26 protein-coding genes are annotated in these 25118 nt (G+C 45.3%); 15 read left to right on the top strand and 11 right to left on the bottom strand.

The features are described 5' to 3' along the window. Positions 1-13 precede the first annotated feature (13 nt). On the bottom strand, positions 14-757 hold the full coding sequence (locus RIH33_RS03020; RefSeq protein WP_406653581.1) for an ABC transporter ATP-binding protein: 744 nt from the start codon (positions 755-757) through the stop codon (positions 14-16). After that, positions 754-1485 carry an MlaE family ABC transporter permease gene (locus tag RIH33_RS03015; RefSeq protein WP_406653579.1) on the bottom strand — a complete coding sequence of 244 codons (732 nt, stop codon included), beginning with the start codon at positions 1483-1485 and terminating at the stop codon, positions 754-756. The genes RIH33_RS03020 and RIH33_RS03015 overlap by 4 nt, the downstream gene beginning before the upstream one ends. Positions 1486-1629: 144 nt before the next feature. On the opposite strand from RIH33_RS03015, the gene RIH33_RS03010 reads away from it, so the two are divergent. The 7 genes from RIH33_RS03010 to RIH33_RS02980 all read left to right on the top strand — a co-directional run bounded on the left by RIH33_RS03010 (position 1630) and on the right by RIH33_RS02980 (position 7080). Beyond that, entirely contained in the window at positions 1630-2346 is a 717-nt protein-coding gene (locus tag RIH33_RS03010; protein WP_406653578.1) for an SDR family oxidoreductase, read from the top strand. A 49-nt stretch (positions 2347-2395) separates the two neighbouring features. Next, complete coding sequence (gene ispG / locus RIH33_RS03005; protein WP_406653576.1) at positions 2396-4381, top strand: (E)-4-hydroxy-3-methylbut-2-enyl-diphosphate synthase; 1986 nt, start codon at positions 2396-2398, stop codon at positions 4379-4381. A gap of 18 nt (positions 4382-4399) precedes the next feature. Continuing rightward, positions 4400-4612: a DUF6728 family protein gene (locus RIH33_RS03000; protein ID WP_406653575.1), complete on the top strand. Its 213-nt coding sequence runs from the start codon at positions 4400-4402 to the stop codon at positions 4610-4612. A gap of 26 nt (positions 4613-4638) precedes the next feature. After that, complete coding sequence (locus tag RIH33_RS02995) at positions 4639-4992, top strand: MmcQ/YjbR family DNA-binding protein (RefSeq protein ID WP_406653573.1); 354 nt, start codon at positions 4639-4641, stop codon at positions 4990-4992. Between the two features lie 41 nt (positions 4993-5033). Beyond that, positions 5034-5774, top strand: a complete 741-nt coding sequence (locus RIH33_RS02990) for an SGNH/GDSL hydrolase family protein (protein ID WP_406653572.1) — start codon at positions 5034-5036, stop codon at positions 5772-5774. Positions 5775-5863: 89 nt separating this feature from the next. Beyond that, positions 5864-6694, top strand: a complete 831-nt coding sequence (locus RIH33_RS02985) for a hypothetical protein (RefSeq protein WP_406653570.1) — start codon at positions 5864-5866, stop codon at positions 6692-6694. A gap of 2 nt (positions 6695-6696) precedes the next feature. Continuing rightward, positions 6697-7080, top strand: coding sequence for a VOC family protein (locus tag RIH33_RS02980; RefSeq protein ID WP_406653568.1), 384 nt, complete (start codon positions 6697-6699; stop codon positions 7078-7080). A 237-nt stretch (positions 7081-7317) separates the two neighbouring features. Here the strand turns inward: RIH33_RS02980 and RIH33_RS02975 are convergent, their stop codons facing one another. Together RIH33_RS02975 and leuS are read right to left on the bottom strand one after the other, a co-directional pair. Further along, positions 7318-7806 carry an LEA type 2 family protein gene (locus RIH33_RS02975; RefSeq protein ID WP_406653567.1) on the bottom strand — a complete coding sequence of 163 codons (489 nt, stop codon included), beginning with the start codon at positions 7804-7806 and terminating at the stop codon, positions 7318-7320. Beyond that, positions 7793-10567 (bottom strand): leucine--tRNA ligase, encoded by a 2775-nt coding sequence (gene leuS / locus RIH33_RS02970; RefSeq protein ID WP_406653566.1) that lies wholly within the window; start codon positions 10565-10567, stop codon positions 7793-7795. Before leuS ends, RIH33_RS02975 begins: the two co-directional genes overlap by 14 nt. A 238-nt stretch (positions 10568-10805) precedes the next feature. On the opposite strand from leuS, the gene RIH33_RS02965 reads away from it, so the two are divergent. After that, positions 10806-11402, top strand: coding sequence for a lysophospholipid acyltransferase family protein (locus tag RIH33_RS02965; RefSeq protein ID WP_406653565.1), 597 nt, complete (start codon positions 10806-10808; stop codon positions 11400-11402). Here the strand turns inward: RIH33_RS02965 and RIH33_RS02960 are convergent. After that, the gene (locus RIH33_RS02960) at positions 11385-11849 is read right to left on the bottom strand and encodes a peroxiredoxin (protein ID WP_406653563.1); all 465 of its coding nucleotides are present in this window, start codon (positions 11847-11849) and stop codon (positions 11385-11387) included. The two genes, RIH33_RS02965 and RIH33_RS02960, sit on opposite strands and share 18 nt — an antisense overlap. Positions 11850-11863: 14 nt before the next feature. Further along, entirely contained in the window at positions 11864-13828 is a 1965-nt protein-coding gene (locus RIH33_RS02955) for an RND family transporter (protein ID WP_406654032.1), read from the bottom strand. A 96-nt stretch (positions 13829-13924) separates the two neighbouring features. Here RIH33_RS02955 and RIH33_RS02950 point away from each other — a divergent pair, with 96 nt between their 5' ends. The 5 genes from RIH33_RS02950 to RIH33_RS02930 all read left to right on the top strand — a co-directional run bounded on the left by RIH33_RS02950 (position 13925) and on the right by RIH33_RS02930 (position 18551). Next, complete coding sequence (locus RIH33_RS02950; protein WP_406653562.1) at positions 13925-14053, top strand: hypothetical protein; 129 nt, start codon at positions 13925-13927, stop codon at positions 14051-14053. Positions 14054-14178: 125 nt separating this feature from the next. Next, positions 14179-14973 carry a thymidylate synthase gene (locus RIH33_RS02945; protein WP_406653561.1) on the top strand — a complete coding sequence of 265 codons (795 nt, stop codon included), beginning with the start codon at positions 14179-14181 and terminating at the stop codon, positions 14971-14973. Between the two features lie 68 nt (positions 14974-15041). After that, a complete protein-coding gene (sdaAB, locus tag RIH33_RS02940; RefSeq protein ID WP_406653560.1) occupies positions 15042-15719 on the top strand; it encodes an L-serine ammonia-lyase, iron-sulfur-dependent subunit beta in 678 nt (225 codons plus the stop codon). Positions 15720-15723: 4 nt separating this feature from the next. After that, positions 15724-17193, top strand: coding sequence for a TolC family protein (locus RIH33_RS02935; protein WP_406653558.1), 1470 nt, complete (start codon positions 15724-15726; stop codon positions 17191-17193). Between the two features lie 5 nt (positions 17194-17198). Then, positions 17199-18551: an efflux RND transporter periplasmic adaptor subunit gene (locus tag RIH33_RS02930; protein WP_406653557.1), complete on the top strand. Its 1353-nt coding sequence runs from the start codon at positions 17199-17201 to the stop codon at positions 18549-18551. 51 nt (positions 18552-18602) lie between these two features. On the opposite strand, the gene RIH33_RS02925 is transcribed toward RIH33_RS02930, so the two are convergent. Genes RIH33_RS02925 through accC form a run of 3 tightly spaced genes read right to left on the bottom strand, consistent with a single transcriptional unit; the run spans position 18603 to position 21946 of the window. Next, positions 18603-19184 (bottom strand): Maf family protein, encoded by a 582-nt coding sequence (locus RIH33_RS02925; RefSeq protein ID WP_406653555.1) that lies wholly within the window; start codon positions 19182-19184, stop codon positions 18603-18605. Then, positions 19147-20451, bottom strand: coding sequence for a DUF1015 domain-containing protein (locus RIH33_RS02920; protein ID WP_406653554.1), 1305 nt, complete (start codon positions 20449-20451; stop codon positions 19147-19149). The genes RIH33_RS02925 and RIH33_RS02920 overlap by 38 nt, the downstream gene beginning before the upstream one ends. A gap of 1 nt (position 20452) precedes the next feature. After that, positions 20453-21946, bottom strand: coding sequence for an acetyl-CoA carboxylase biotin carboxylase subunit (accC, locus tag RIH33_RS02915; RefSeq protein WP_406653553.1), 1494 nt, complete (start codon positions 21944-21946; stop codon positions 20453-20455). A gap of 139 nt (positions 21947-22085) precedes the next feature. On the opposite strand from accC, the gene RIH33_RS02910 reads away from it, so the two are divergent. Next, entirely contained in the window at positions 22086-23342 is a 1257-nt protein-coding gene (locus tag RIH33_RS02910; protein ID WP_406653551.1) for an aminotransferase class I/II-fold pyridoxal phosphate-dependent enzyme, read from the top strand. A gap of 99 nt (positions 23343-23441) precedes the next feature. Further along, positions 23442-23618, top strand: a complete 177-nt coding sequence (locus tag RIH33_RS02905; RefSeq protein WP_159580119.1) for a histone H1 — start codon at positions 23442-23444, stop codon at positions 23616-23618. Between the two features lie 143 nt (positions 23619-23761). On the opposite strand, the gene dapA is transcribed toward RIH33_RS02905, so the two are convergent. Beyond that, on the bottom strand, positions 23762-24637 hold the full coding sequence (gene dapA, locus RIH33_RS02900; RefSeq protein WP_406653550.1) for a 4-hydroxy-tetrahydrodipicolinate synthase: 876 nt from the start codon (positions 24635-24637) through the stop codon (positions 23762-23764). Further along, entirely contained in the window at positions 24627-25097 is a 471-nt protein-coding gene (locus tag RIH33_RS02895) for a DUF6913 domain-containing protein (protein WP_406653548.1), read from the bottom strand. Before RIH33_RS02895 ends, dapA begins: the two co-directional genes overlap by 11 nt. Positions 25098-25118 lie beyond the last annotated feature (21 nt).

Below are 25118 nucleotides of genomic sequence, written 5' to 3'. Positions count from 1 at the left end.
GGATGCCGAAGTGCTATCTGAACTCCTTCATCATTCTGTTGGCAAAGACAAAGTCGTCCAATTCCTTCACGCCAGAGTGGGTGATGTCTTTGTTGGTACCGTCCCATAGCTTTTCACCCTGGTACAGGTACATTACTTTCTGACCAATTTCTATCACCGAGTTCATGTCATGAGTGACGATGGTGGTGGTCATTTGATACTCCTGTGTGATTTCATCAATGAGTTCATCAATGACCATGCTCGTCTGAGGGTCTAGTCCGGAGTTGGGCTCATCGCAAAAGAGATAATTCGGTTGATTGACGATGGCACGTGCTATGCCCACACGTTTTTTCATACCTCCGCTGATCTCAGATGGCATTTTTGTGTTCACATTCTCCAGGCCTACACGCTGCAGGCAGAAGTTGACACGGTCGAGCTTTTCTTCCTTGCCCATGTCTGTGAGCACATTGAGCGGGAACATGACGTTCTGCTCCACATTTTTGCTATCAAACAGCGCACTGCCCTGAAAAAGCATTCCAATTTCTCTCCTTATTTCCGTCTGGGCTTCTTTGTCTCCGTGAGAAAAGTCACGTCCATCATATAGCACGTCTCCTTCGTCTGGTTTAAACAGCCCCACAATACACTTCAGGAGCACACTTTTTCCAGTCCCACTGGAACCTATAATCAGGTTGCATTTTCCAGGCTCAAATGTACCATTGATACCCTTTAGGATTTCTTTGCCCTGAAATGACTTCTTTATGTTGTTGATTTCGATCATCCGAGTAGTAGTTGAGCAAGAAGATAATCTGCAAGCAAAATGGCAATACAGCTATTGGTAACGGCCGCAGTGGAGGATTGGCCTACTTCCAGGGCTCCGCCTGAGGTGAAGTATCCCTTGTAGGCTGAAATGGCTGCTACCAGAAAAGCAAACACAAATGCCTTAATGAGGGCAAACGCGATATTAAATTCAATAAAATCATATCGGATACCATAGATGTAGTCATGACCAGAGATGATGCCCGTAGCCAGACTGGTCAGGTACCCACCATAGATGGATAAAAATGCCGACAGTACCACCAGCATAGGATACATCAGCATCGAAGCGATGATTTTGGGAAGCACCAGATAAGAGGTAGAGTTGATACCCATCACTTCCAGCGCATCGATTTGCTCTGTGATCCGCATGGTTCCCAGTTCGCCGGCTATGTTGGAGCCTACCTTCCCCGCGTACACGATGGCCATGATGGTAGGGGCCAGCTCCAGAACAGTCATGTCCCGCACCACAAGAGAGATTACATAATCAGGAATGAAAGGACTCACCAGATTGTATGCGGTCTGGATGGTGGTAACCGCACCCATAAATACAGAGACGATGGTGACAATAAAAAGAGAATTATAACCCACCTTGATGCACTCATCAATGGTCAGTGTAACATAGGTGGAAAAATTTTCGCGTCTTACGAAAAGCTGACCAGCAAAAATCAAAAATTTACCCAGTGATTTCATGAAGTATTCTCTTGCGTCAGATGTGTTAGCTTTGCCGAAATTAATAAGAACGAAGCAAACACAAACCGTTTAGGCAAGTAAAGCACAAAATGAAGATTTTGTTTTCTTTAATAACAATGTGGTTTTTGGTTGCTTTATAGAATTATGAGTGACCTGAAAGATAAAATAGTAGTGGTAACTGGCGGCACCAAAGGTATAGGCCGGGCCATCATTGAAAAATTTTCTGAAGCCGGCTATACCATTGCCACCTGCGCCAGAAATGAGGCCGATCTGGATGATTTGAAAAAGACCGTGGAAGGGAAGTACGGAAACAAAGTGCTGATTCACACTGCAGATGTGTCTAAAAAAGCACAGGTTAATGACTTCATTGAGTTTATTCGATTGGCTGGCAAGCCTGTGGTAATTTTGGTTAATAATGCAGGCAAATTTGTGCCCGGCCAGGTACACACAGAAGAAGAGGGAGTGTTGGAGTCACAAATTGAAACTAATCTTTACAGTGCGTATCGCCTCAGTAGAGGACTGATTCCAGAAATGAAAAAGAGGAAGAAAGGGCACATCTTCAATATTTGTTCTACAGCCAGTATTACGGCTTACACCAATGGTGGATCTTACTGCATCTCCAAGTTTGCGATGTATGGGATGAGTAAGGTACTACGAGAGGAATTGAAAGCAGATCAGATCAGAGTGACCTCAGTCATGCCGGGAGCTACCTTTACTGCCAGCTGGGAAGGGGTAGACCTGCCAGAGGATCGCTTTATGAAACCTGAAGATGTGGCAGAGTTGATTTTTACCACTTACCAGCTTAGTGATCGCACAGTGGTAGAAGATCTGGTAATCAGGCCACAATTAGGAGATTTATGATCTCGCAACTTTTATCTTTGTATGGTGTTTAGACCATAAATACTATTTTATGAATCCTGCCGATGAGCTCCTGACCGGAAAGGTCAATTTTTGCGATAGCCTGACTCAATACAAAAGGAGAAAGACCCGTGAGGTATACATCGGGGATGTGCCTATGGGGGGAGATAACCCCATCAGGGTTCAGTCTATGACCACAGTAGATACCATGGACACTCAGGGGTCTGTGGAGCAGGTACTGCGGATGGTGGAGAGTGGGTGCGAATATGTGCGAATCACAGCACCTAGTATCAAGGAGGCTGAAAACCTCAGAGAAATAAAGAGTGAGTTGAGCAAAAGAGGATGTTTTGTGCCGCTGGTGGCGGACATTCATTTCACTCCCAATGCCGCAGAACTTGCTGCGACTATCGTGGAAAAGGTTCGGGTGAATCCGGGAAACTATGCCGATAAGAAGCGATTTGAAGAAATAGAGTATACCGATGAAACTTACAATGCTGAGCTGGAGCGCATTCGCGAAAAGTTCACGCCATTGGTGGAAATCTGCAAAGAATATGGCACCGCTATGCGGATAGGTACCAATCATGGTTCACTGTCTGACAGAATCATGAGTCGATATGGCGATACCCCACTAGGTATGGTAGAGTCGGCGTTGGAGTTTATCCGAATCTGCGAAGAGTTGGAATACTTCGATATTGTGATCTCGATGAAGTCCAGTAATCCGCAGGTCATGGTGCAGGCTTATAGACTGCTCGTTCAGAAACTTGATGAGGAAGGGTTGCAGCCCTATCCATTGCACCTTGGTGTGACGGAAGCAGGCGAAGCAGAAGATGGCCGAATCAAGAGTGCCCTTGGAATAGGTGTGCTTCTGGAGGATGGACTGGGAGATACTGTGCGCGTCTCACTCACCGAGGCACCGGAGGTAGAGGCTCCGGTAGGACAAATCCTGGTAGACCGGTTGACCGGGAGGCTGGGACATGCTCCAATTACTAATCGTGATTTTAGCGCTTACTATCCCTATGAATATCAGAAACGCCTGACCGATGAGGTAGAAAATTTTGGTGCAGGAAATGTGCCCAGGGTGATCGCTGATTTTTCTGATATGGAGGTCGTAGACATGAAGGACCTTAAAGCCATCGGACACTTCTACCTGCCGGAACTGGACAAGTGGACAATGAATGATCTGGGGTGTGATTACATCTACAGTGGCACCCGGCCCATCAGCTTTATGTTACCCAATGGACTTAAAGAGATACTTGATTATGAAACATGGTTGACTATCAATTCGGATAATAATAAATTTCCATTAATAACTGTAAATCAGATAGATAAACCTATTCAATCAAAGTTATTTTTTATACAACTATCAACCGACGATCTCACTCCATCGGTCGTTGAAAAGATCAGGCACATGCCTAACGCTGTGTTGATCCTTAAAACAAATAATCCCCATGCTTATGCAGATTTGCGTCAATCATTCGTTGGTCTGGTGAATGCCGGAGTGAGTATACCAGTGGTTATTGAACGCTCTTTTCCAGACCTTGACCCTGACGCCATGATGATGTATCCTGCTACAGACATTGGTGGTTTGCTTATAGATGGTTTTGGTGATGGAGCACTATTGAGTATGGCGCAGGTAAAAGGAGACAGGAATGAAAAACTTGCGAAAGCGAAACTTTACAATAGTACCGTATTTGGGATTTTGCAGGCTGCCCGAACCAGGATCACCAAGACAGAGTATATTTCCTGCCCTTCATGCGGGCGTACTTTGTTTGACTTGCAGGAGACCACAGCCATGATCAGGAAGCGAACGGATCACCTGAAGGGTGTGAAAATCGGAATCATGGGATGCATAGTAAACGGCCCGGGAGAAATGGCCGATGCAGATTATGGCTATGTAGGGTCTGGTAAGGGAAAGATCACACTCTATAAAGGCAAAGAAGTAATGAAACGGGGGGTGCCTTCCGCGCATGCCCTGGATGAACTAATAGAGTTAATCAAGGAAGATGGCAAATGGACAGAGCCACAGGCTGTCCTGTAACGATTTCAATATAAGGTCATGTCAGAAGCACAAAAGCAGAACGAGGAAAAACAGGATGTTGGTTACTATTTCAATTTCAAAGAAGTGCTAACCTACTTTTTTAGGAAGAAGGATCCTACGAGGCCTTCCAATACCAGCATCAAGATGATGCATGGAGTAAATAAGATTTCCATGATCATGTTTTTGATCTGCGTGATCGTCATCATCGTACGGTACATCATCCGGTCATAGTCTGTACATCGTATATCCTTCAATCCATGAACATCGAAGACCTGAGAAATCACTGTATTGCCAAGCCTGGAGTCACCGAGGAGTTCCCTTTTGATGCCGATACATTGGTGTTTAAAGTGATGGGCAAAATGTTCGCTCTGGCCAATGTGGAAGATTTTGTCAGTGTTAATCTGAAATGTGATCCTGAAAAAGCCGTTAGGTTAAGAGAGGAGTTTGAGGATGTATTGCCTGGTTATCACATGAACAAGAAGCACTGGAATACGGTGATGACGGTTGGGATGCTTTCTGACCAACAAATTCGTGAGTGGGTGGATGATTCATATGATCTGGTAGTTTCCGGCCTACCGGCGAAATTGAAAGAAGATTTGAAGAACCTATGAGGTTAATTTATTTGCTTTGCTTGATTTTCCCTCTTTCCTGTATGGAGGCAGACGATGCACGCCCTGAAAACAAGGGGAACACAGAGGATCAAACACCTGTGGGTGACAGTTCTGAGCCAGAGAACGAGGAAAGTTCTGAAAATGAAGAAAACAACGAGGACACCACTATGATAAATGGAAGCATAAGTTTTCTCGCCCTGGGCGACTCATACACCATTGGAGAAAGCGTGGAAACAGCCAAAAGATGGCCGGTACAGTTGGTTACCCGGCTCCGGGAAGGTGGGGTGGATATGAATGGTCCGGAAATCATTGCCCGGACTGGCTGGACCACAGCGGAGCTTCAGAATGACATTAATAACTCGGAAATAAAGGCACCGTACGATTGGGTGTCGTTACTCATTGGTGTGAATAATCAATATCGCGGATACAGCATATCCATTTACCGGACTGAGTTTGAGTCGTTGTTACAGCAGGCCATTGCCTTTGCTGGCGGAGATAAGAGCAGGGTGATTGTGGTGAGCATCCCTGACTATGGAGTCACGCCCTTTGCCGCTAATAGTGATCGTGCCAAAATCGCTCGTGAAATAGATGATTACAACAACATGGCCAGAGGCTTTTCAGATGCTTACGGAGTGAGATTTTTTAATATCACGCCGATATCAAGAGAAGCCGCCACCAAACCCGAATATGTGGCTGAGGATGGCCTCCATCCGTCGGGAGAAATGTATGCGGCATGGGTAGAAATGATTCTTCCATATGCGTTGGAAATCTTGGATGAGTGATATTGAATCACTTTCTTTCTGCCCTCTAAACTTTTACCATAATTAAAATAATCCTATTTTAGGGGTTGTATTCGCCGATCGCCATATTTATGAGGCAACTTTCCGCTCTTATTATCATCATCTTATGCCTGGCTTCCTGTCGTGACAAGATCATTTGTCCGGCTTTTCAGAGCACATATATTCTGGATGATTCTGTGCGCATGGCCTATTATTCCTACCTCTGGAAAATCGACAAAGATGCGCGACTGAAATACCTGGCGGATCAGAAACCTGTCACATTGGATAGCGTTGGAGCAGTAGTGGCGTCTGTCGGTAAAGGCATAGACTATTTTGCCTATGTAGAACCCTATGTGGTGATACCGGATGAGGTGAAGAAGACAAAATTCGGAATGGTGAAATATGAGCCCTATTGGCTTAAAAACTATGAACTCAGGACGGCTCCCAAGGAGAATATCCTGGCACCTGAGCCTATAGAGGAGCCTCCGGTAGTGGAGGATGTTGGTGAGTTTGTTGCCAGTGATTTTTCTGATTCAGCGGCTGTGGTGATGGATTCTACGGCTGCCATCGTTTCTTCTGAGGAAGATACCCTCGATATCCCTACATTGGCGATTGTGGAACCTGCCAAGCCTAAAACGGAGCTCAAATACCTCTACAGGTATGATCCAAATGACAAGGCCTTGAATGTGGAGCAGGCTTATTACAACAAACATTTTGGACAGTATCTGTATACGCGGGTACCTATACAGGAGGAAGTTTCTGAGCCTCTGGCCGACAATCCTGCTGATTCAGTTGCCTCAGGTGGCTTTTTTAAAGGGCTGTTCAAAGGTAAAAAGACCAAATCAGATCCTGTTGTGGAAGAAGCGGAAGTAGAGCCCCCATTGGATGACGCCATTAAAGAAGACCCCAATTCTGGATTTTAAAGATGAAAATAGAACACCTGGCTATCTGGGTTAGTGACCTGGAAGCTATCAAATCATTTTATGTGAAATACTTTGGAGCGATCGCCTCCAATCTTTATCACAACCCCAAAAAGAATTTCAAATCTTACTTCTTGACTTTTGCAGATGGAGATACCCGTATAGAACTGATGCAGCAGCCTGATCATTATCAAAAGGGTACTTCGACTCAATTGGGGTGGGCGCATATGGCCCTAAGCTTGGGAAGCAAAGAGGCTGTGGATGAATACACGGAGCGATTCAGAAGTGCCGGCATTACCGTTCATAGCGAACCACGCACCACAGGTGATGGTTACTACGAAAGTGTCATACTGGATCCTGAAGGAAACATCATCGAACTGACGGTTTGAGTCAGATCATACGAAAAGTTTCGAGGAGGGCTTCTGTGCCGAAGGACGGAATTTCTTAAATCCCAGTAATACAAACACACTGGAAATCAAAAGAATCAGGGCGGTGGAGATAAGGCGTTTCATTTTTGTGCTAAATTATTCCATAAAGCTAGACAAAAGCCAAATCCAGTTCAATACCACGTTTTAGGGATTTTTGTCTCCGTATTTATTGGTGCTAACCTCCCCGAAAATGGGTTCTTACATTCTTACTTCTTCTTCAAAATCGATGGGAACTGTGGCCGGGTAACCGTGAACGGAGACTTTCACAAAACCCTTATAATGGACAGCTACTTTCTTTCCTCCCAGAATGCTGATGATTCCATTCAGTAGCCCGATTTCCGTCATGTCAAAGCTGGCGTTTAATGGCACCCGGAACTCTGATAACGCAGGTACTCTGGTCGTAAATTCCTGGTTGATAACTCCGATCTTTTTTCCTTCCAGTGATATGTCTATGTCTACCTTGCGAAGCTTCATTTTGACGTCATTTGGATTAAAGAAGATAGCCTCGGCCTTCAGTACTGCATTGGTGCCAGTGATCTTGGAAATTGCTATGTTTTCGATTCCCCGAAACTGCGGAGCCTCTTCCGGACGTGTACAGGCCGCCAGGAGCAGCAATATGACTACTGTGGTTACTTTGTTCATGAAGAGTCCTTTTACAGAAACAGTGCCAGGATTAAACCACCACATTCACAATCTTTTTAGGCACCACAATCACCTTTTTAGGTGGCTTGCCTTCGGTCCATTTCTGTACATTAGGGTGAGCCAGGGCCTGTGATTCAATCTCTTCTTTGGACAGGTCAGCACCCAGCTGGATTTTGGCACGCATTTTCCCGTTGACCATAATGGGATACTCAAAACTGTCTTCCACCAGATGGGTCGGATCAAAAACGGGGAAGGAAGCATTGAAAATGGTCTCATTATGTCCCAATAAACTCCAAAGTTCCTCAGAGAGGTGTGGAGCAAAAGGAGCCAGGGTAATGACCATAGGTTCCAGGATAGCTCGCTTATTGCAGCTAAGAGCTCCCAGCTCGTTCACAGCAATCATGAAATTACTCACTGAGGTATTGAGCGAAAGCCGCTCAATGTCGTCCTCTATTTTCTTCAGCAGTCCATGAAGTATCTTCAGCTCTTCTTTAGAGGCAGGCTCATCCGAGACTACAAACTCATCCTCGCGGTTGTTATGGAAAAGAGTCCAGAATTTTCTCAAAAATTTGTAAACCCCTTCAATGCCATTGGTATTCCAGGGCTTACTCTGCTCGATGGGACCCAGAAACATCTCATACATTCTGAGGGTATCCGCACCGTATTTCTCTACCAGATCGTCCGGGTTGACTACATTATACTTGGATTTGGACATCTTTTCCACTTCCCATCCGCAAATGTATTTTCCATTTTCCAACACAAATTCTGCGTCTTCGGCATCCGGTCTGAAAGACTTAAACGCCTCCATATCCAGGATGTCATCTTTTACAATGTTGACATCCACATGCACCGGATAGGTGTCAAATTCCTTTCTCAATCCAAAGGATACATATTTGTTCTCGTTCTTTACCCGGTATACGAAGTTTGACCGACCCTGAATCATTCCCTGGTTCACCAGCTTTTTGGCATATTCATCCACCTTGATGAAGCCCATGTCGTAAAGAAACTTTGTCCAGAAGCGTGAGTAAAGGAGGTGCCCGGTAGCGTGCTCACTACCGCCCATGTAGAAGTCCACCTGCTGCCAGTAGTCCAGTGCTTTTTCAGATGCAAATTCCTGGTCATTGTCAGGATCCATGTAACGGAAAAAATACCAGCTCGATCCGGCCCAGCCAGGCATGGTGGTTAGTTCATAGGGCGTACCGTCTTTGTATTGCCAGTTGTCAGCCCGGCCCAAAGGTGGTGCACCATCTTCTGTGGGTAGGTATTTGTCTACTTCCGGTAGGTTCAATGGGAGTTCATTGTCTTCCAGCAGATAGGGGATGCCATTTTTGAAGTGCACCGGAATAGGCTCACCCCAGTAGCGCTGGCGACCAAAGATGGCGTCACGTAAGCGGTAGTTCACTTTTCTCACCCCAATTCCCTTTTGCTCCACCTCTGCAATGGCCTTATCAATAGCCTCTGGTGGAGTAAGTCCATCCAGAATACCGGAGTTAATCATCCTGCCCTCTTTGGTGGCATCGGCTTCCGTATCGGTAATTTTTTGTGAATCTATGATTTGCACTATTGGCAAGTCAAAGTGTTTGGCAAAGTCAAAATCCCGCTGATCTCCGCTAGGTACGGCCATCACTGCTCCGGTGCCGTATCCGGCCAGTACATAGTCGGCAATCCATACGGGGATTTTTTCGCCGCTGAACGGATGAAGGACATAGCTACCGGTGAAAACACCCGAAACAGTTTTTACATCACTCATTCGCTCACGCTCAGAGCGGTTTTTGGCCACAGCAATGTAATCTTCTACCACTTGTTTTTGTTCAGGAGTGGTCAGGTATTGCACGATTTCAGCTTCGGGTGCCACCACCATGAAGCTCACCCCATAGATGGTATCGATCCTTGTGGTGAAAACCCGGATCTTTTTGTCAGAATTCTCAATGGCAAAATCCACTTCAGCACCATAGGATTTGCCGATCCAGTTGCGCTGCATGTCTTTGATGGGTTCCGGCCAGTCTATTTTATCCAGTCCGGTGATGAGCCTGTCAGCATATGCGGTGATGCGCATGCTCCACTGCGCCATGCTCTTTTTCACCACAGGGTGGCCACCTCGTTCAGAAAACCCGTCTTTTACTTCATCATTAGAAAGGACAGTACCCAAAGCTGGACACCAGTTGACAGTGGTCTCTGCGATGTAGGTCAGTCGGTACTTGAGCAACATTCTTTGTTGTGCTTCTTCTGACCAGCTATTCCAGTCAGCAGATGAGAAGGCAGGCACGTCATCATCACACACAGCATTGATTGAGTGGTTTCCAGTTTTTGTGAAAGACGCAATCAAGGTGTCGATGTGCTCAGCCTTATCTGAGTCTTTGTTATACCAGCTATTAAATAGCTGTTTGAATATCCACTGTGTCCATTTATAGTAGGACGGTTCGGAAGTACGTACTTCACGCGACCAGTCATAGCTAAAGCCCAGATTGGTGAGCTGCTCTTTATAGCGGCCAATGTTCGTTTCTGTGGTAATGGCAGGATGCTGGCCAGTTTGAATGGCATACTGCTCAGCCGGAAGCCCAAAAGCATCAAACCCCATAGGGTGAAGGACATTGTGCCCCTTGAGCCTTTTGAAGCGCGAAATAATGTCTGTAGCGATATAGCCAAGAGGATGACCCACGTGTAGTCCGGCACCTGAAGGGTAGGGAAACATGTCCAGTATGTAATATTTGGGCTTGGAAGGATCTATGCTTACTTCATAGATCTTGTTTTCCTGCCAGTATTGTTGCCATTTTTTCTCTACTTCCAGGTGTTTGTATTCGGCCATCGATTCTCGCTTTTTATAAAGTGCGCAAAGTTAAACGATGCCCTGAAAAACGAGTATTAAATCAAAGCTTTTAAGTGGATACCATTTTATTGGAGAGTGTTTAGCTTTGGGGAGGAATTTTATGAATTGAATGCTGGTATTTTTAAGAGTTTTCTTTTGTGCGATTTGGAGTGTTTTTTGGATTAGCCTGTCGCTCATCATATATCTTTTCACATTTCGCACGGCCATACCGGTGGCAATGGCTCGAAGCTGCTGGGCTCCGGGTATTTTGTGGGCCTTTCGCATCCGAATAGAAAAGGGTGGGATGGAAGTGATTGAGTCAGACAAACCTTACGTGTTTGTTTGCAATCACCAGTCATATCTGGACATTCCTATTCTGTTCCGTGCGATTCCCACCAACCTGTATTTTGTTGCCAAAAAGGAGTTGAGAATTATTCCATTTCTTGGGTGGTACATGATGGCCACGGGCATGATATTCATTGACCGGTCCAACCGAAAGAAATCTATGGAAAGCCTGAAACGCTCAGCTAGATTGATCAATCAGGGCAAGTCAGTCTTGATGTTTCCGGAGGGCACACGAACTTTTGAGCATCAGATTGCCCCCTTCAAAAAAGGACCGTTTATTTTATCCAAAGAGGCGAATGTCCCGATACTCCCCATAGGCATCAGGCAAACCGGAAAGACTTTTACCTGGGGCAAATGGAGTAGTACTCAGATGGTAGTGAGTGTAGCTGATCCCATCACCTGCGATGGAAGTGCAGAAGTGGTAGAACGGGTCAGGGAAAAGGTGGGCCAACTGGCTCATAAGCCAGTTGCTTCATTGACAGGCGGATAAAGCCTTAAGGGATTCCTTGATGTGCCTGGTGGTTTTTACGGCCGAACTAAAGGTGGATACCAACTTGCCCTCTTTGTTAAAGACATAAGTCACCCGACCAGGCAGTAATCCCAGCAGATTTCTCGGCACTCCGAATTCTTTTTCAGCCACCCTGTTGATGTCACTCAAAAGCATGAAATTGAGGCCATGACGGGAGGCAAAACGGCTGTGAGAACCCACAGAATCCCCTGAGATACCGATCACCTTGGCACCGGCTTCTTCGAACTCATCATAACTGTCTCTAAAACTACAAGCTTCCAGGGTGCACCCGGGAGTATCGTCCTTTGGATAGAAATATACCACAAGAGAATGCTTCCCTTTGAACGCGGTTAAATCAATCAGATGGCCTTCCTGGTCTTTGAGGGTTACTTCAGGAATGTCATCGCCTATTTTTAATCCTTTATTCATTGTAATGTTAACAACTATAAACTGTTCTTGTTTTCTGTAAAATGAAGGAGTAGTGGAAGTAGGGTAAGATCGATGATCAGGGCTATTGTCAGGGACAAGGACAAAAACAAGCCCAGGTAATAAGTAGCTCCAAATGAGGAAAAAAGGAATAAAACGAAACCCGAAACAATTATCAGGGTGGTAATACTCATGGCCTTACCAGCAGTCTGAAAAGTATTGATCATTCTGTAAATCCTATTTCTAGCTTTTTGCCTTCGGTACACCGAGATAAAATGAATGGTGTCATCTACTGCTATACCAAATGCAACAGCAAATATAATGGAGGTTGTGAGTTTTAACGAAATTCCTGTAAGTCCCATATACCCGGCCGTGGCTAAAAGGGGTATGATATTGGGAATAAGGCTGATCAACAGGATTTTAAGCGAACGAAAATAAATTCCAAGAATTAAGGAAATGACTGAAATGGCAATCAGAAGTCCACGCATCAGGTTGAAGGAGAGCAGTTCGTGGCTCTTATCAATTAGGTAAGTGGTGCCAGTGAGCCTGTACCCGATTACGTCATGGTCAATATGTGAATGAAGGTATGTGAGCAGTTTTTGGTCTTTCCGGATGGTCTCCAGGGATCCAAATTCTGGAATGAATCCCGCAAACCGGGCATAGTGGTCTTCTCTACTGATCAGGTCCGGTACTTCTGATTTTCGAGTATAAGGACGTATGGTTCGAATGGCTTGGTAGTAATTCTGCGTGTCTGGCATCTCAAATGTTTCCGAACCCCCACCACTGATCATTTGCTGCCCGTACATGGCAAAGGTCACCGGTGACCAAACCCGCTCCATGGGGTACTCCTTTAGCAAGTACTGATGAATCTTATCAGCTTCCCGCATGACCGCTTCATCCCAAATGTCTTGTTCAGGATTTTTAGGCCAGTAGGCCATTTCCCAGGGCTTGGATCCTCCATAGTGGTCGTCCACAAATGTGAAGTCCTGACGGACTTCTGAACCTTCGGGAAGGTCATCGAGCAGGCGGGCATCAGTTTTTAGGTAGTAAAGACCTGTACCTGATAAAATCACAAGGAGCGTAGCGCCAATAAAAATGACTTTAGAATGTCGAATCACCCAAATAGCCAGAAATTTTGTGCCTATGGCAGGCTTGCGCGGTGGATAGCTCTGATGAATGAGCAATGGCCCAAAAGCGAAGGTGATGATAAAAGAGAGCATGATGCCAATTCCACAAAAAATGCCCAGAAAGCGGATCGGTTCAGTGTCGATAGTCACCAGGCTAACGAAACCTATGGCAGTGGTCACAGAGGTAAGAAAAGTAGGTGCCAGCACCTTATGGACGGCAGTCTTTAGCCTGTTGATAAAATCTCCCTGTTCATCGGACCTGAAGGCGTTGATGAGGTGAATGGCATCAGAGGTGGATACAAAAAGAATCACCGGAGGAATGAGCGAACCCAGGATGGAAATGGTCTGTCCGAGCATAGCCATCAACCCAAGTAACCAAATAAGGCTACTGACACTGATCAGGTAGGGCATAAGCGACACCTTAACAGAGCGGAAAATAAGGGCAAGAAGCAGAAAACTCAACACCAGCGCTGAGGCGAGGAAAAGAACGAAATCATTCTGTATATACCCAATGAAAGCCTTTTGAGCGATGAGCTTGCCAGCCATTCTGTACTGATCAAAATGATTTTGGGTGAGTAATTCATTCAGGCTGTCCACCAGACGGTCTGCCAGAGCCGGATCAGCAAAATGCTGATGAGTGACCTGTATGAGCAGGGAACGGCCGTTTTCTCCAAAGAAGGTTTTGTACACTGGATGGGCAAAAATGCGGATACTATCGGAGGTGTACATCTCGGGTCTTTCCAAATGAATCAAGGGAACGGAAGTCACCCCTATAGGTGCTTTGATGAGTTGCTGGAAATCCAGAGGTGAAGCAGCCTGAATGACACCCTCTGTTTGTTTTATGCCGGCCGTCAGGATTTGTGTTTTGTGAAGAAAGTCTCGTTCAAATACCCCTTCATTATTTTCGAGAATGATCAGGAGGTAATCGTTATCGTAAGCAAAATGATTTAGATGAGTTTCGTAAAAGGCAATGTCCGGATCATCCAGAGGAAAAAACTTCTCGAATTCGAAATCTGCCTGGAGAAACTGGAGGTGATAGGCGAAAAAAAGTGTGAGGATGACCCACAGACCTGCCAGTAAAAAGCGGAATTTACCACTCCTGAAATTTCCAAAGTACTTATTTAGTAAAGCGTTCAGGTTTCTACTTTTTAGGCCTTAATTTAGCGTTATCCTTTACGAAAGTAGCCAATCACAAACGATTAATTATGAAACAATACCTCGATTTGATGCAGCACATCCTGGACCACGGTGTGGAAAAGGGAGACAGAACAGGCACAGGTACTCTGAGCATATTCGGACATCAGATGAGGTTCAATCTGCAAGAGGGTTTTCCACTTGTGACCACCAAAAAGGTTCACCTCAGATCCATCATACATGAGTTGCTTTGGTTTATCAAAGGAGACTCTAATATTAAATACCTGAATGATAACAAGGTGACCATCTGGGATGAATGGGCAGATGCCGATGGTGAATTGGGCCCTGTTTATGGGGTACAGTGGCGCAGCTGGCCCAAGAGTGATGGCACTACTGTGGATCAGCTTTCAGGCCTGATTGAGACGATTAAGAACAATCCCAATTCACGGAGGATGATCATCAGTGCCTGGAATGTGGGCGAGATTGAAAAAATGGCATTGCCGCCGTGTCATACCTTATTCCAGTTTTATGTAGCTGATGGCAAACTTTCCTGCCAGCTATATCAGCGAAGTGCCGATGTGTTTTTAGGGGTGCCATTTAATATTGCCTCTTATGCACTTTTCACGATGATGATAGCTCAGGTGTGTGGGCTGGAATATGGTGATTTCGTTCATACTTTTGGAGATACCCACCTTTACTCCAACCACCTGGAGCAGGCTCGCTTGCAACTGTCGCGTGACCCGCGTCCGCTTCCGGTAATGAAGCTAAACCCCGGCGTGAAAGATATTTTTTCTTTCACTATAGATGATTTTACCCTTGAAAACTACGACCCACACCCGCACATCAAGGCCCAGGTGGCAGTTTAAGTCAACTTTTTACAATAAGTGACATTTTAAAGTATCGTATTCGTTCTTTAATCGTTTAATTTCCTGTTATGTCTGAAAGAAGCAGTGTATTTGATATGATTGGCCCTGTTATGATTGGCCCGTCCAGCTCGCATACAGCTGGCGTGGTGCGTATCGGCAGGGTAGCACGAAAAATCCTAAAAGACAAGCCCTCCAAAGCCATTATTACTTTCTACAATTCTTTTGCCAGAACATATGAAGGACATGGGAGTAACCGGGCCATTTTGGCCGGACTCATGGATTTTCCTACAGATGATGAGCGCATCAAAGGTGCCCTGGACCTGGCTAAGGAGGCTGGTATTGAATACAAGTTTAAATCCGTAGGTAATGCCTCTACACTGCATCCCAATACGGTAAGGCTAAACCTTACCTCTAAAGACCATCAGGCCGAGGTGGTGGGTGAGAGCCGTGGAGGCGGAGTGATCAGGATCAGGGAAGTCAATGGCTTTGATTGTAATTTCACGGCCAGTGCCCACACCCTGATCATACATGCGGACGATCAGAAAGGTAGCATTGCCTTCATTTCAGATGTCCTTTCGCATGACGATTGCAACATTGCCACCATGACCGTTTCCAGAAAAGGAAAGAACGATCTGGCTTGTCTGGTTTTTGAAATGGACTCAGGCATAAAACCCATCACTTTAGAATATTTACGTAACCTTAACTGGGTGAGGAGTGTCCTCTATATACCCGACATTGATCAATGATCTCATGAAAAAACTGAACCTAACCCTACTGATTCTCTTCTTTACTTTTACAGCCTTTGCCCAAAATGATTCACTGTATGTGCTGGATCTTCAGCAGTGTATCGACATTGCCATAGAAAATAACCTGTCTGTGAGGCGAAGTAACCTCCAGGAGCAGCTTGCCCAGGTCACATTGAATCAATCCAGGGCCAGCCAGCTTCCAAGCCTTAACGTGGGAGGAAACTACGGCTACAACTGGGGTAGATCTATAGATCCTACCACCAACTCATTCATCACCCAACAGATCAACTTTACAGGGGTGAGCGGTAGCGCCAATATGACTTTGTTCAACTGGTTTAGGATTACCAACACCATCAAGCAAAACCGAATGAGTCTGGAGTCTTCTCAGTATGCGGTAGAAAAGGCTGAGAATGACATCTCATTAAATGTGGTTACGTTTTACCTGAACGTGATTTTTAACAGGGAGCTTCTTGAAAATGCCGAATACCAACTACAGTCCAGCCAGGAGCAGTTGGAGCGTACTAAAAAACTGGTAGCTGGTGGCGCACTGCCCCGGACCAACGAGCTGGAACTGATCTCACAGGTGGCTACCAATGAAGTGCAGTTGGTGACCGCTCAAAATAACCTGGATCTCGCCATGTTGAATCTGAAGCAGGCCATGCTTATATCTACCTCCCAGGACATTGAGCTAATCATCCCGGATCTGACCCTGGAAGGAGAAGCTGATCTGATGGTGACTTCTGATGATGTGTATGAAGCCGCAATGACGTCCATGCCGGAGATACAAAGTGCCGAACTGCAGGTGCAAAGTGCCCTGATGGGAGTGAAGGTGGCCGAATCAGGCTATGCACCCACACTTTCTTTGAACGGTAGCTTCCGATCCAACTATTCGGACGCCTTTAAGCAGTTTAATATCGATGAGGATAACCCCTATACCATTAACAGAGACAATAATGGTAACATCATCACAAACCCCACTTTTTATCAAACTAATGATGGAACTCCTGTGGAAGAGATTTCCATTTCTCCTAACGGATCTTTGGAGACCGTAGGGTTTAATGATCAGATGAACCAAAACTTCAGTAAATCCCTCACTTTGAATTTGTCCATTCCTATTTTCAATAACCTCCAGGCTAAATCCAGCGTTCAAAACGCAAGGATCAATTTGCAGCAGGCAGAAATCACCGTACTGGAACAAAAAAACCTACTGAGACAAACAATCGAAACGGCTTACAATGACGCTTTTGCTGCGTCCAAAACCTATGCAGCATCTTTAAGACAAGTGGAAGCATTGGAAGAAACTTTTCGTTCTGTGGAAAACCAGTATAACTTAGGGGCTGCGAATTTCACCGACTATCAGGTGGCGTCTAATAATTTGTTTCGTGCCAAATCGGATCTTGTTCGCGCTAAATTTGACTTCATTTTCAAGAAAAAAATCTTAGACTTTTATCAAGGTAACTCCTTATCATTCTAATCACCATGGCCAAAAAGAAGAAATCAAATAACAAGATATTATATATCCTGATTGGGATTGTCGTGTTACTCATCGTGTTTGCCATGGTGGGAAAATCCCAGGGTTGGGTAGGACAGAAAAAGGCCATTGAGGTGGAGTTTGGGAAGGTGGAGAAAGCTACCATCGTAGAGAAAGTAAGCGCCTCTGGTTCTGTACAGCCAGTAGTGGAGGTGAAAATCAGCCCCGAAGTACCTGGGGAGATTATTAAGCTATCCATTGAAGAAGGGGATTCTGTTACCAAAGGAGACTTCCTTCTGAAAATCAGACCGGACAATTTCATGTCCGTATTGGAGCGTACCAGGGCCAATCTGAATCAACAGAAAGCCAACCTGGCGGATGCCAAAGCAAGGGAGGCACGTGCCAAGGCGAATTACAAGCGAGCCGAGCTGGAATATGAAAGGCAAAAGAAACTATATGCTGAGAAGGTGATTTCTGATGCTGATTTTCAGCTGTCAGAAGCTAATTACAATGTCGCCTTTCAGGATTTGGAATCCGCTACTCAGAATGTGGAAGCCGGGAAATACATCGTACAGAGTTCTCAGGCATCGGTAAATGAGGCACTGGAAAATCTCCGGTTAACGGAGATCGAGGCGCCGATGAGTGGCATTGTATCTAAGCTGGATGTGGAAGAGGGCGAGACGGTAGTAGGGACCTCCCAGATGCAGGGTACGGAGATGCTTCGCATAGCGGATCTTTCCAATATGGAAGTGAGGGTGGATGTGAATGAAAATGACATCATACGCATCTCAGAGGGTGACACAGCCATCATTGATGTGGATTCTTATTCCTATATGGATAAGACCTTTAAGGGAGTGGTTACACAGATAGCCAACTCAGCCAATACCAAAGTGTCTTCCGATGCAGTGACAGAATTTGAGGTGAGAATCAAGATTTTGAATTCTTCTTATCAGGATCTGATCAAGGAAAACGGAATGAAATATCCTTTCAGACCCGGCATGACCGCCAGTGTAGACATCATTACGGAGACGAAACGAGATATATTGACAGTGCCCCTTTCAGCGGTGACCACCCGAAAGGCCAACAGCGAGGGTGAAGAGGACTCTGAGGGTTCCGAAACCGCCTTGGATCAGGAATTGGATGAGGTAGTGTTTACAGTTGCTGAAGGAAAGGCCGTGAAGACTATCGTGAAGACCGGAATAAGTGATTTTGAGCGAATCGAAATTGTGGACGGACTGAAGGCGGGTGATGAAGTGGTTTCAGGGCCATTCCTGGCCGTATCCAAACGATTGAAGGATGGAGATGGCATTGAAGCCAAAAAAGAAGAAAATGATAAGAAAGAGGGGGATTCTGAAGATTAAACAATTGGTAATAAAACATCAAAAAAGAGGGGCCTTGAGCCCCTTTTTGCGTTAAATCTGATCCTTGAATTCCGATTTCAGCACTTCATAGACCTTATGTGTAGGTAACCCCATCACGTTGAAGTAAGATCCTTTGATAGACACTACTTTTGCTTGCCCGATCCACTCCTGGATGCCGTAGGCGCCGGCTTTGTCGAATGGCTGATATTCTTCAATGTAAAAGTTGATTTCTTCATCAGAGATTTGTCCAAAGGTGACCTCTGTAATTTCCGTGAAGGCAATTTGTTTGCTGGGAGAGGAGATACAAACTCCACAGATCACCTGGTGGGTGTTTCCGGAAAGGGATTTTAGCATGCGATAAGCCTCCGAATGATCTGTCGGTTTGTTCAGGACCTGATGACCCAAAATCACTGTGGTATCAGCTGTAATGACCACTTGTTCATCAAGCAGTTCACGATAATTTTTGTTCTTTTTTACCGCTAAAAATTCTGCCACTTGCTCAGCCGGCATTTCCTCAGGATAACTCTCATCAAAGTCCCTGACAAATACGTCGAAGGTAAAGCCAGCTTGTTTCAGTAGTTCCCGGCGACGTGGACTATTGGAAGCAAGAATCAAAGGGTGTGTGAAATTCATGATCGTCTATGGAGCTAAATACAAAACCGCTAATCACCTTAGGATAAAAATAGGTGGACTTTTGAGGCATGGTGAACCCACTGTAACATACCTGCTTCACTGTGTCAATGGAAATATCCTTCGTGATCAGCGCAAACTGGGCCTCTCCCTTGAGTACCTCCCTTAAGCACTCTGTGAAATTGCGCTGAAAGGTGATGTTTCTGGCATTCACCTGTTTATGGCCCGGGACACTCAGTATTTTTTCAAATACAAAGTAATGCATTACGGTCAGGTCAAGGGCCTTTACTTCATCAGGAAAGTTCCATTTTATCTCAGTTATTTTCTCTGGTTTCAGGCGGATTTTGTAGGCGTTATCACCAATCAAAAGCCCAAAAGCCCATTGCTTGCCCAGGATAATCTCATTCACATCTGGTGCATTTTCCACTGTTTTAATGATGAAATCTTCTTCCAGCTGTTTCAGGAGCCATTCTTCAGAGAAGTTTTCCAAACCACGAACCACCCGGTGGGTCGGCAGAATCCTCAGGTCCTCCGCTTCAGTGTTGGTCAGGAGCATCATGTGGTAGTTATAACCTTCACTACCCGTGTGCTCCGGATTGTTCTTTCGTTGCTCCTTCATGTAGTTGAGCGATCCTTCGTAGCGATGGTGACCATCTGCCAGGATGATTTGCTTTTCATAAATAATCTCCTGAATCCGACGAATGATTTTGGCATCCTGTATTACCGAAAGCACGTCTCTCACCCCCTGATAGTCTTCAGACTCATAGATAGGGGCTTTCATGCTCTCGTCGAGGTACTTTTCTATTTCCTTCTCACCATCTGTATAGAGTCCATGAGTAGGGGACACATTCAGCTGGGTTTCGTGTAGGAGCTGCTTCCGATCATCTACTGAAAATGGCATGGTACTCTCATGTCTCAGGATTTTTTTCTCACTCCACTCATAGATTCTGATGTTGCAGATAAAGCCTTTCCGGATGTAAGTCTGGTCGCTGCCTGCCAATGAAAAATGCTGGAAGTACACATATATACCTGGAAGCCGATCCTGAACAATCACCCCATCTTTCTTCCACTGATCCAGTTTTTTTCTGGCCAGTTTTGCCGGGTGCTCACCTTGAGGCACCGAGAGGTGTATGCTATTGTATTCAGTTTGGTAGAGCACCTCCCGCTGTTTGTCAGAGACCACATCAAAGAGCGGAGAAGTGAGCTTCTCTATCTGTCCTGCCTGATCATGATGGTATCTCCAGCCAGCAAATGGTCTGATTTCCGCCATATTAATCTCGCTTCATCCGGTTTTTCCATCCGGTCTTTTGACCAGCAGAGGGGGTATACTGCAGCCTTTGCTTTTTGTCCTTATACTGCTCAAAAGCAAAAATAGCGGCTACTCTCTCCAAATCCTCCGAAGGTTCTTTTTTTACATGATCCGGTGTAAAGTGCTCTTCTACGAACTTGGTGGTGAATGATCCGTCAATGAAATCCTGATGGTTCAGCACAAATTCGCAAAAAGGGAGGGTGGTTTTGATGCCAATGATTTTGTATTCAGAAATGGCCCTTTTCATCCTTTCGATGGCTTCTGGCCGGTCTTTGCCATGGGTAATGAGCTTCGCAATCATCGGGTCGTAGTGGATGGGAATCTCCATTCCTTCTTCGTACCCGTCATCCACTCTTACACCTGCACCCTGTGGACGTTTGTAGGTGCTCAAAGTGCCCGTGTCTGGCAAAAAGTTATTTTCGGGATCTTCGGCATATACGCGCACTTCTATGCTGTGGCCATTGATCTGAAGGTCTTCCTGAGTGAAAGACAAGGGTTCACCCTGAGCGATTTTGATTTGTTCCTTTACCAGATCCACGCCACTGATTTGTTCTGTTACGGGGTGTTCTACCTGTAGTCGGGTGTTCATTTCCAGAAAATAGAAATCCAGATGGGCATCTGCGATAAATTCCACGGTACCTGCCCCATAGTAGTTACATGACCTGGCCACATTTACGGCAGCCTCTCCGTATCGCTTTCTGTGCTCCGGAGACAGTACTGCCGAGGGAGCTTCCTCTATTACTTTCTGGTTTCTGCGCTGTATGCTGCATTCTCTTTCGAACAGGTAGACGATATTACCGTGCTGGTCACCAAGTATCTGTACCTCAATATGCTTTGGGGAAGTAATGAACTTCTCTATAAAGACTGCTTCATCGCCAAAAGAACTTCGGGCTTCACTGACAGCCCGGGTCATTTGCTCGTCAAAGTCTTTGGGGTCAGTGACTATTCTCATGCCCTTGCCACCGCCTCCTGCGCTGGCTTTGATCATTACAGGGTAGCCAATTTCTTGTGCTACAGCTTTTGCCTTTTCCACATCACTGATGGGTTCATCCATACCTGGCACGAGCGGCACATCGAATGATTTTACCGCCTGCTTGGAGGCCAGTTTGTCGCCCATCACTTTAATGGCTTCCACGGATGGACCAATGAAAATGATCCCGGCCTGAGCTATTTTCTCAGCAAAATGAGCGTTTTCTGAAAGGAAACCATATCCGGGGTGTACGGCATCAGCACCCGTGAGCTTGCAGGCTTCTATGATCTTTTCAGCGACCAGGTAGGACTGAGCGGAGGGGGGTGGCCCGATCAGTACAGCTTCGTCTGCATAGAGTACATGAGCTGCTGCTTTGTCTGCTTCACTATATACTGCCACGGTTTTTATCCCCATTTCTTTGGCAGAGCGCATCACCCTTATGGCGATTTCGCCTCTGTTGGCGATGAGTATTTTCTTGATTTTCATTTTTCTGGGTTATGACACAATGCTAATGAATATTTATAAAAAATGACCGCAGGTTAAATGCCTGTATAACATTTGTCCAATCTTTAATAAGTGTTAGTTTTGTATTTCCAAATTGGTAAGGTTTATTAATACACGTTAGATGGATTTATTTGAAAAATTGCTACAGGATAGGGGGCCGCTAGGACAGCATTCTTATTTTGACGATAACTTTTATATGTTCCCTAAGCTGGAGGGCGAGATTGCTCCACGAATGAAGTTTAGAGGAAAGGAAGTGCTGACCTGGAGTTTGAATAACTACCTGGGTTTGGCTAACCACCCTGAAGTAAGAAAAGCAGATGCTGAGGCAGCTGCTGAATGGGGAATGGCTTACCCGATGGGGGCCAGAATGATGACTGGAAATACCGTGTATCATGAGCAGCTGGAAAGAGAATTGGCAGCCTTTGTACAGAAGGATTCAGCGATGCTCTTAAACTTTGGCTACCAGGGCGTAATGTCTGTGATTGATGCTTTGGTAGACAGAAAAGATGTGATTGTGTATGATGGTGAATCTCACGCCTGTATTATTGATGGCTTGAGGTTGCACATGGGTAAGCGTTTTGTTTATCCGCACAATGACATGGAGAACTTGGAGAAGCAGCTAAAACGTGCTGAAAGGCTCGTGGGTGAAACAGGTGGAGGTATCCTTGTGATTACAGAGGGTGTTTTCGGGATGTCTGGTAACATGGGAGATCTCGCTTCTATCGTGAAACTGAAAGAGAAATTTAACTTCAGGCTGTTGGTAGATGATGCGCATGGTTTTGGTACCATGGGAGCTACGGGAGCCGGAGCAGGTGAGGAGCAGGGTGTACAGGATGGTATTGATATCTACTTCTCTACCTTCGCTAAGTCTATGGCCAGCATCGGGGCATTTATTGCGGGAGATGCGGCCATCATCGATGTGCTCAAGTACAATGTGAGGTCTCAGATTTTTGCCAAGTCGTTGCCTATGCCTCTGGTCATCGGTAACCTGAAGCGATTGGAACTCCTGAGAACCAAGCCCGAATTGAAAGAAAACCTTTGGACGATTGTGAATGCCATTCAGTCCGGTTTCAGAGAAAAAGGCTACAGAATCGGAACTACACAGTCTCCGGTGACCCCTGTGGTTATGAATGGAGATACCATGGAGGCAGTGAACCTTGTAAAAGATCTGCGAATGGAGCATAGCATATTTTGTTCTGTAGTGGTGTATCCTGTGGTACCCAAGGGCACGATTATTCTGAGGATCATCCCAACAGCAGTGCATAGTTTGGATGATGTGGCAGAGACGATTACAGCTTTTGAGGCAGTTAAGAAAAAACTGGATGATGGAGTGTACAAAAAAGCAGGAGTAGAGGGTGCTACTTTGGCACAACTTTAGGCCATATTTAGCTTTTTTAGCTCAATATGCTTGGTTTTTGAACATTTTATATAAATTGCCTCATCGAATAATTATCAGTAACCTTAAAGATTTATCAATATGAAAAGATTCGAACAACTTAAAGAATTAGTGGATTCTCTTGAAGCAGACTTCAGCAAATTTTATGACAAAGAAAACTCTGCAGCAGGAACAAGAGTTAGAAAAGGAATGCAAGAGCTGAAGAACCTCTCACAAGAGATCAGAATCGAAGTGCAGGACATGAAAAACAAGGCATAATCCCAAAAGATTATAAAATAGGAAGGGGGCTTTTAAGCCCCTTTTTTATTGCCCTTAACACTCTTTTCTGGGTGAGAGGACATAAAAAAGCCAGATACTGGATTGACTCGGTATCTGGCTTTTCTGTTTTGAAATAAGACTCTTTACTTGTTAAGATACATTTTGAAATGCCTGATAAGTTCTTTGCTGCCCGCATATAGCGGCGACCTTACAGTATTTTGAATAAGTCCAAAAGCATCCAGTCCGGATTTAACAGAAACCGGATTGCCCTCTGCGGAGACCAGTTCATAGCCCTGCAATAGCTCAAAGTGCAGTTTTGAAGCTTCTTTGAAATCACCTGCAAGGGCCAGTTTCACCATTCTTGAAAAGGCAGCCGGTTGTAAATTGGCGATCACCGAAATGGCACCTACACAACCAAAAGACATCATAGGAAGAGTGAGCGCATCGTCACCGGAGATCAGTAAAAAGTCCTCATCTGTGTTGGCTCGGATTTCCATGCATTGGGTGAGGTTTCCGGAAGCCTCCTTGGTTCCAATGATATTAGGATGTTTTGAAAGCGCTACGGTGGTATCAGTGGTGATGTTAGAGCTGGTTCTGGCGGGTACGTTGTACAATATCACCGGAAATGGGCTCGCGTCTGCGATGGCTTCATAGTGCTGTACAATGCCAGCCTGTGATGGCTTGTTGTAGTAGGGACTAAGGCTCAGAATGGCTGCCAGAGGATAGTCTTTGATCAGGTCGAGCTGATCTGTCACCCATTTGGTGCTATTTCCACCCAGGCCGTAAACGATGGGTAAATTGCGTGGGTTATTGGCAATGACAAATTCGGTCACCTGATTCTTTTCTTCTGCAGTAATTGTGGGTGCCTCGCCTGTCGTACCCAAAATAACCAGATAGTCTGCCTCACCTTCACTTACGTGATCTATTACCGCCTTTAGCCCATCAAAGTCAATGCTCAGGTCCTTATTGAAAGGGGTAATCAAGGCAACTCCGGTACCTTTGAAAATTTCAGTATTCATAAGATTGAATCATTTTTAAATATCTTAATACTTCACTACTCAGTGGGGTCTGCTGATCATCAGCCTGAATCATCATCTCAAAGAGATGGTCGCGCGAAGGTGTCCTAATGCCAACCCGACATTTGGCTTTCACCTGCGAAAATACATAGTCAATGACGAAATGCCGTGACTGATCAAAACATAATGCAAAATCGTAGCTCTGACGCAGGAAAAAATTGAGGTCGTCACTCTTGATTTCGCCGGTAATCGATATTTCTTTCGAATGAAAATGAGGGAGGGCGGTGGTTTTCTTTTTGATGCTGTGACAGTACACCATCATACTGATTTCCTTTCCCTCCTTTTTGAGTTCATTGACGATCTCACCTATTTGCTTTTCATTCTCAAAAAGATCGGAGTAGATGATCGCAATTTTCTGGCTCGATTTGAAATCGGTCATTAGCTCCTGGGATCTCTTCTTCAAAATCCGTTTCGCTTTAAAATT

This window comes from Marinoscillum sp., assembly GCF_040222955.1.
GTDB lineage: Bacteria > Bacteroidota > Bacteroidia > Cytophagales > Cyclobacteriaceae > Marinoscillum.
The sequence above is the reverse complement of the archived record's forward strand: the minus strand, read 5'-3'. Positions and strand labels throughout refer to the sequence as shown.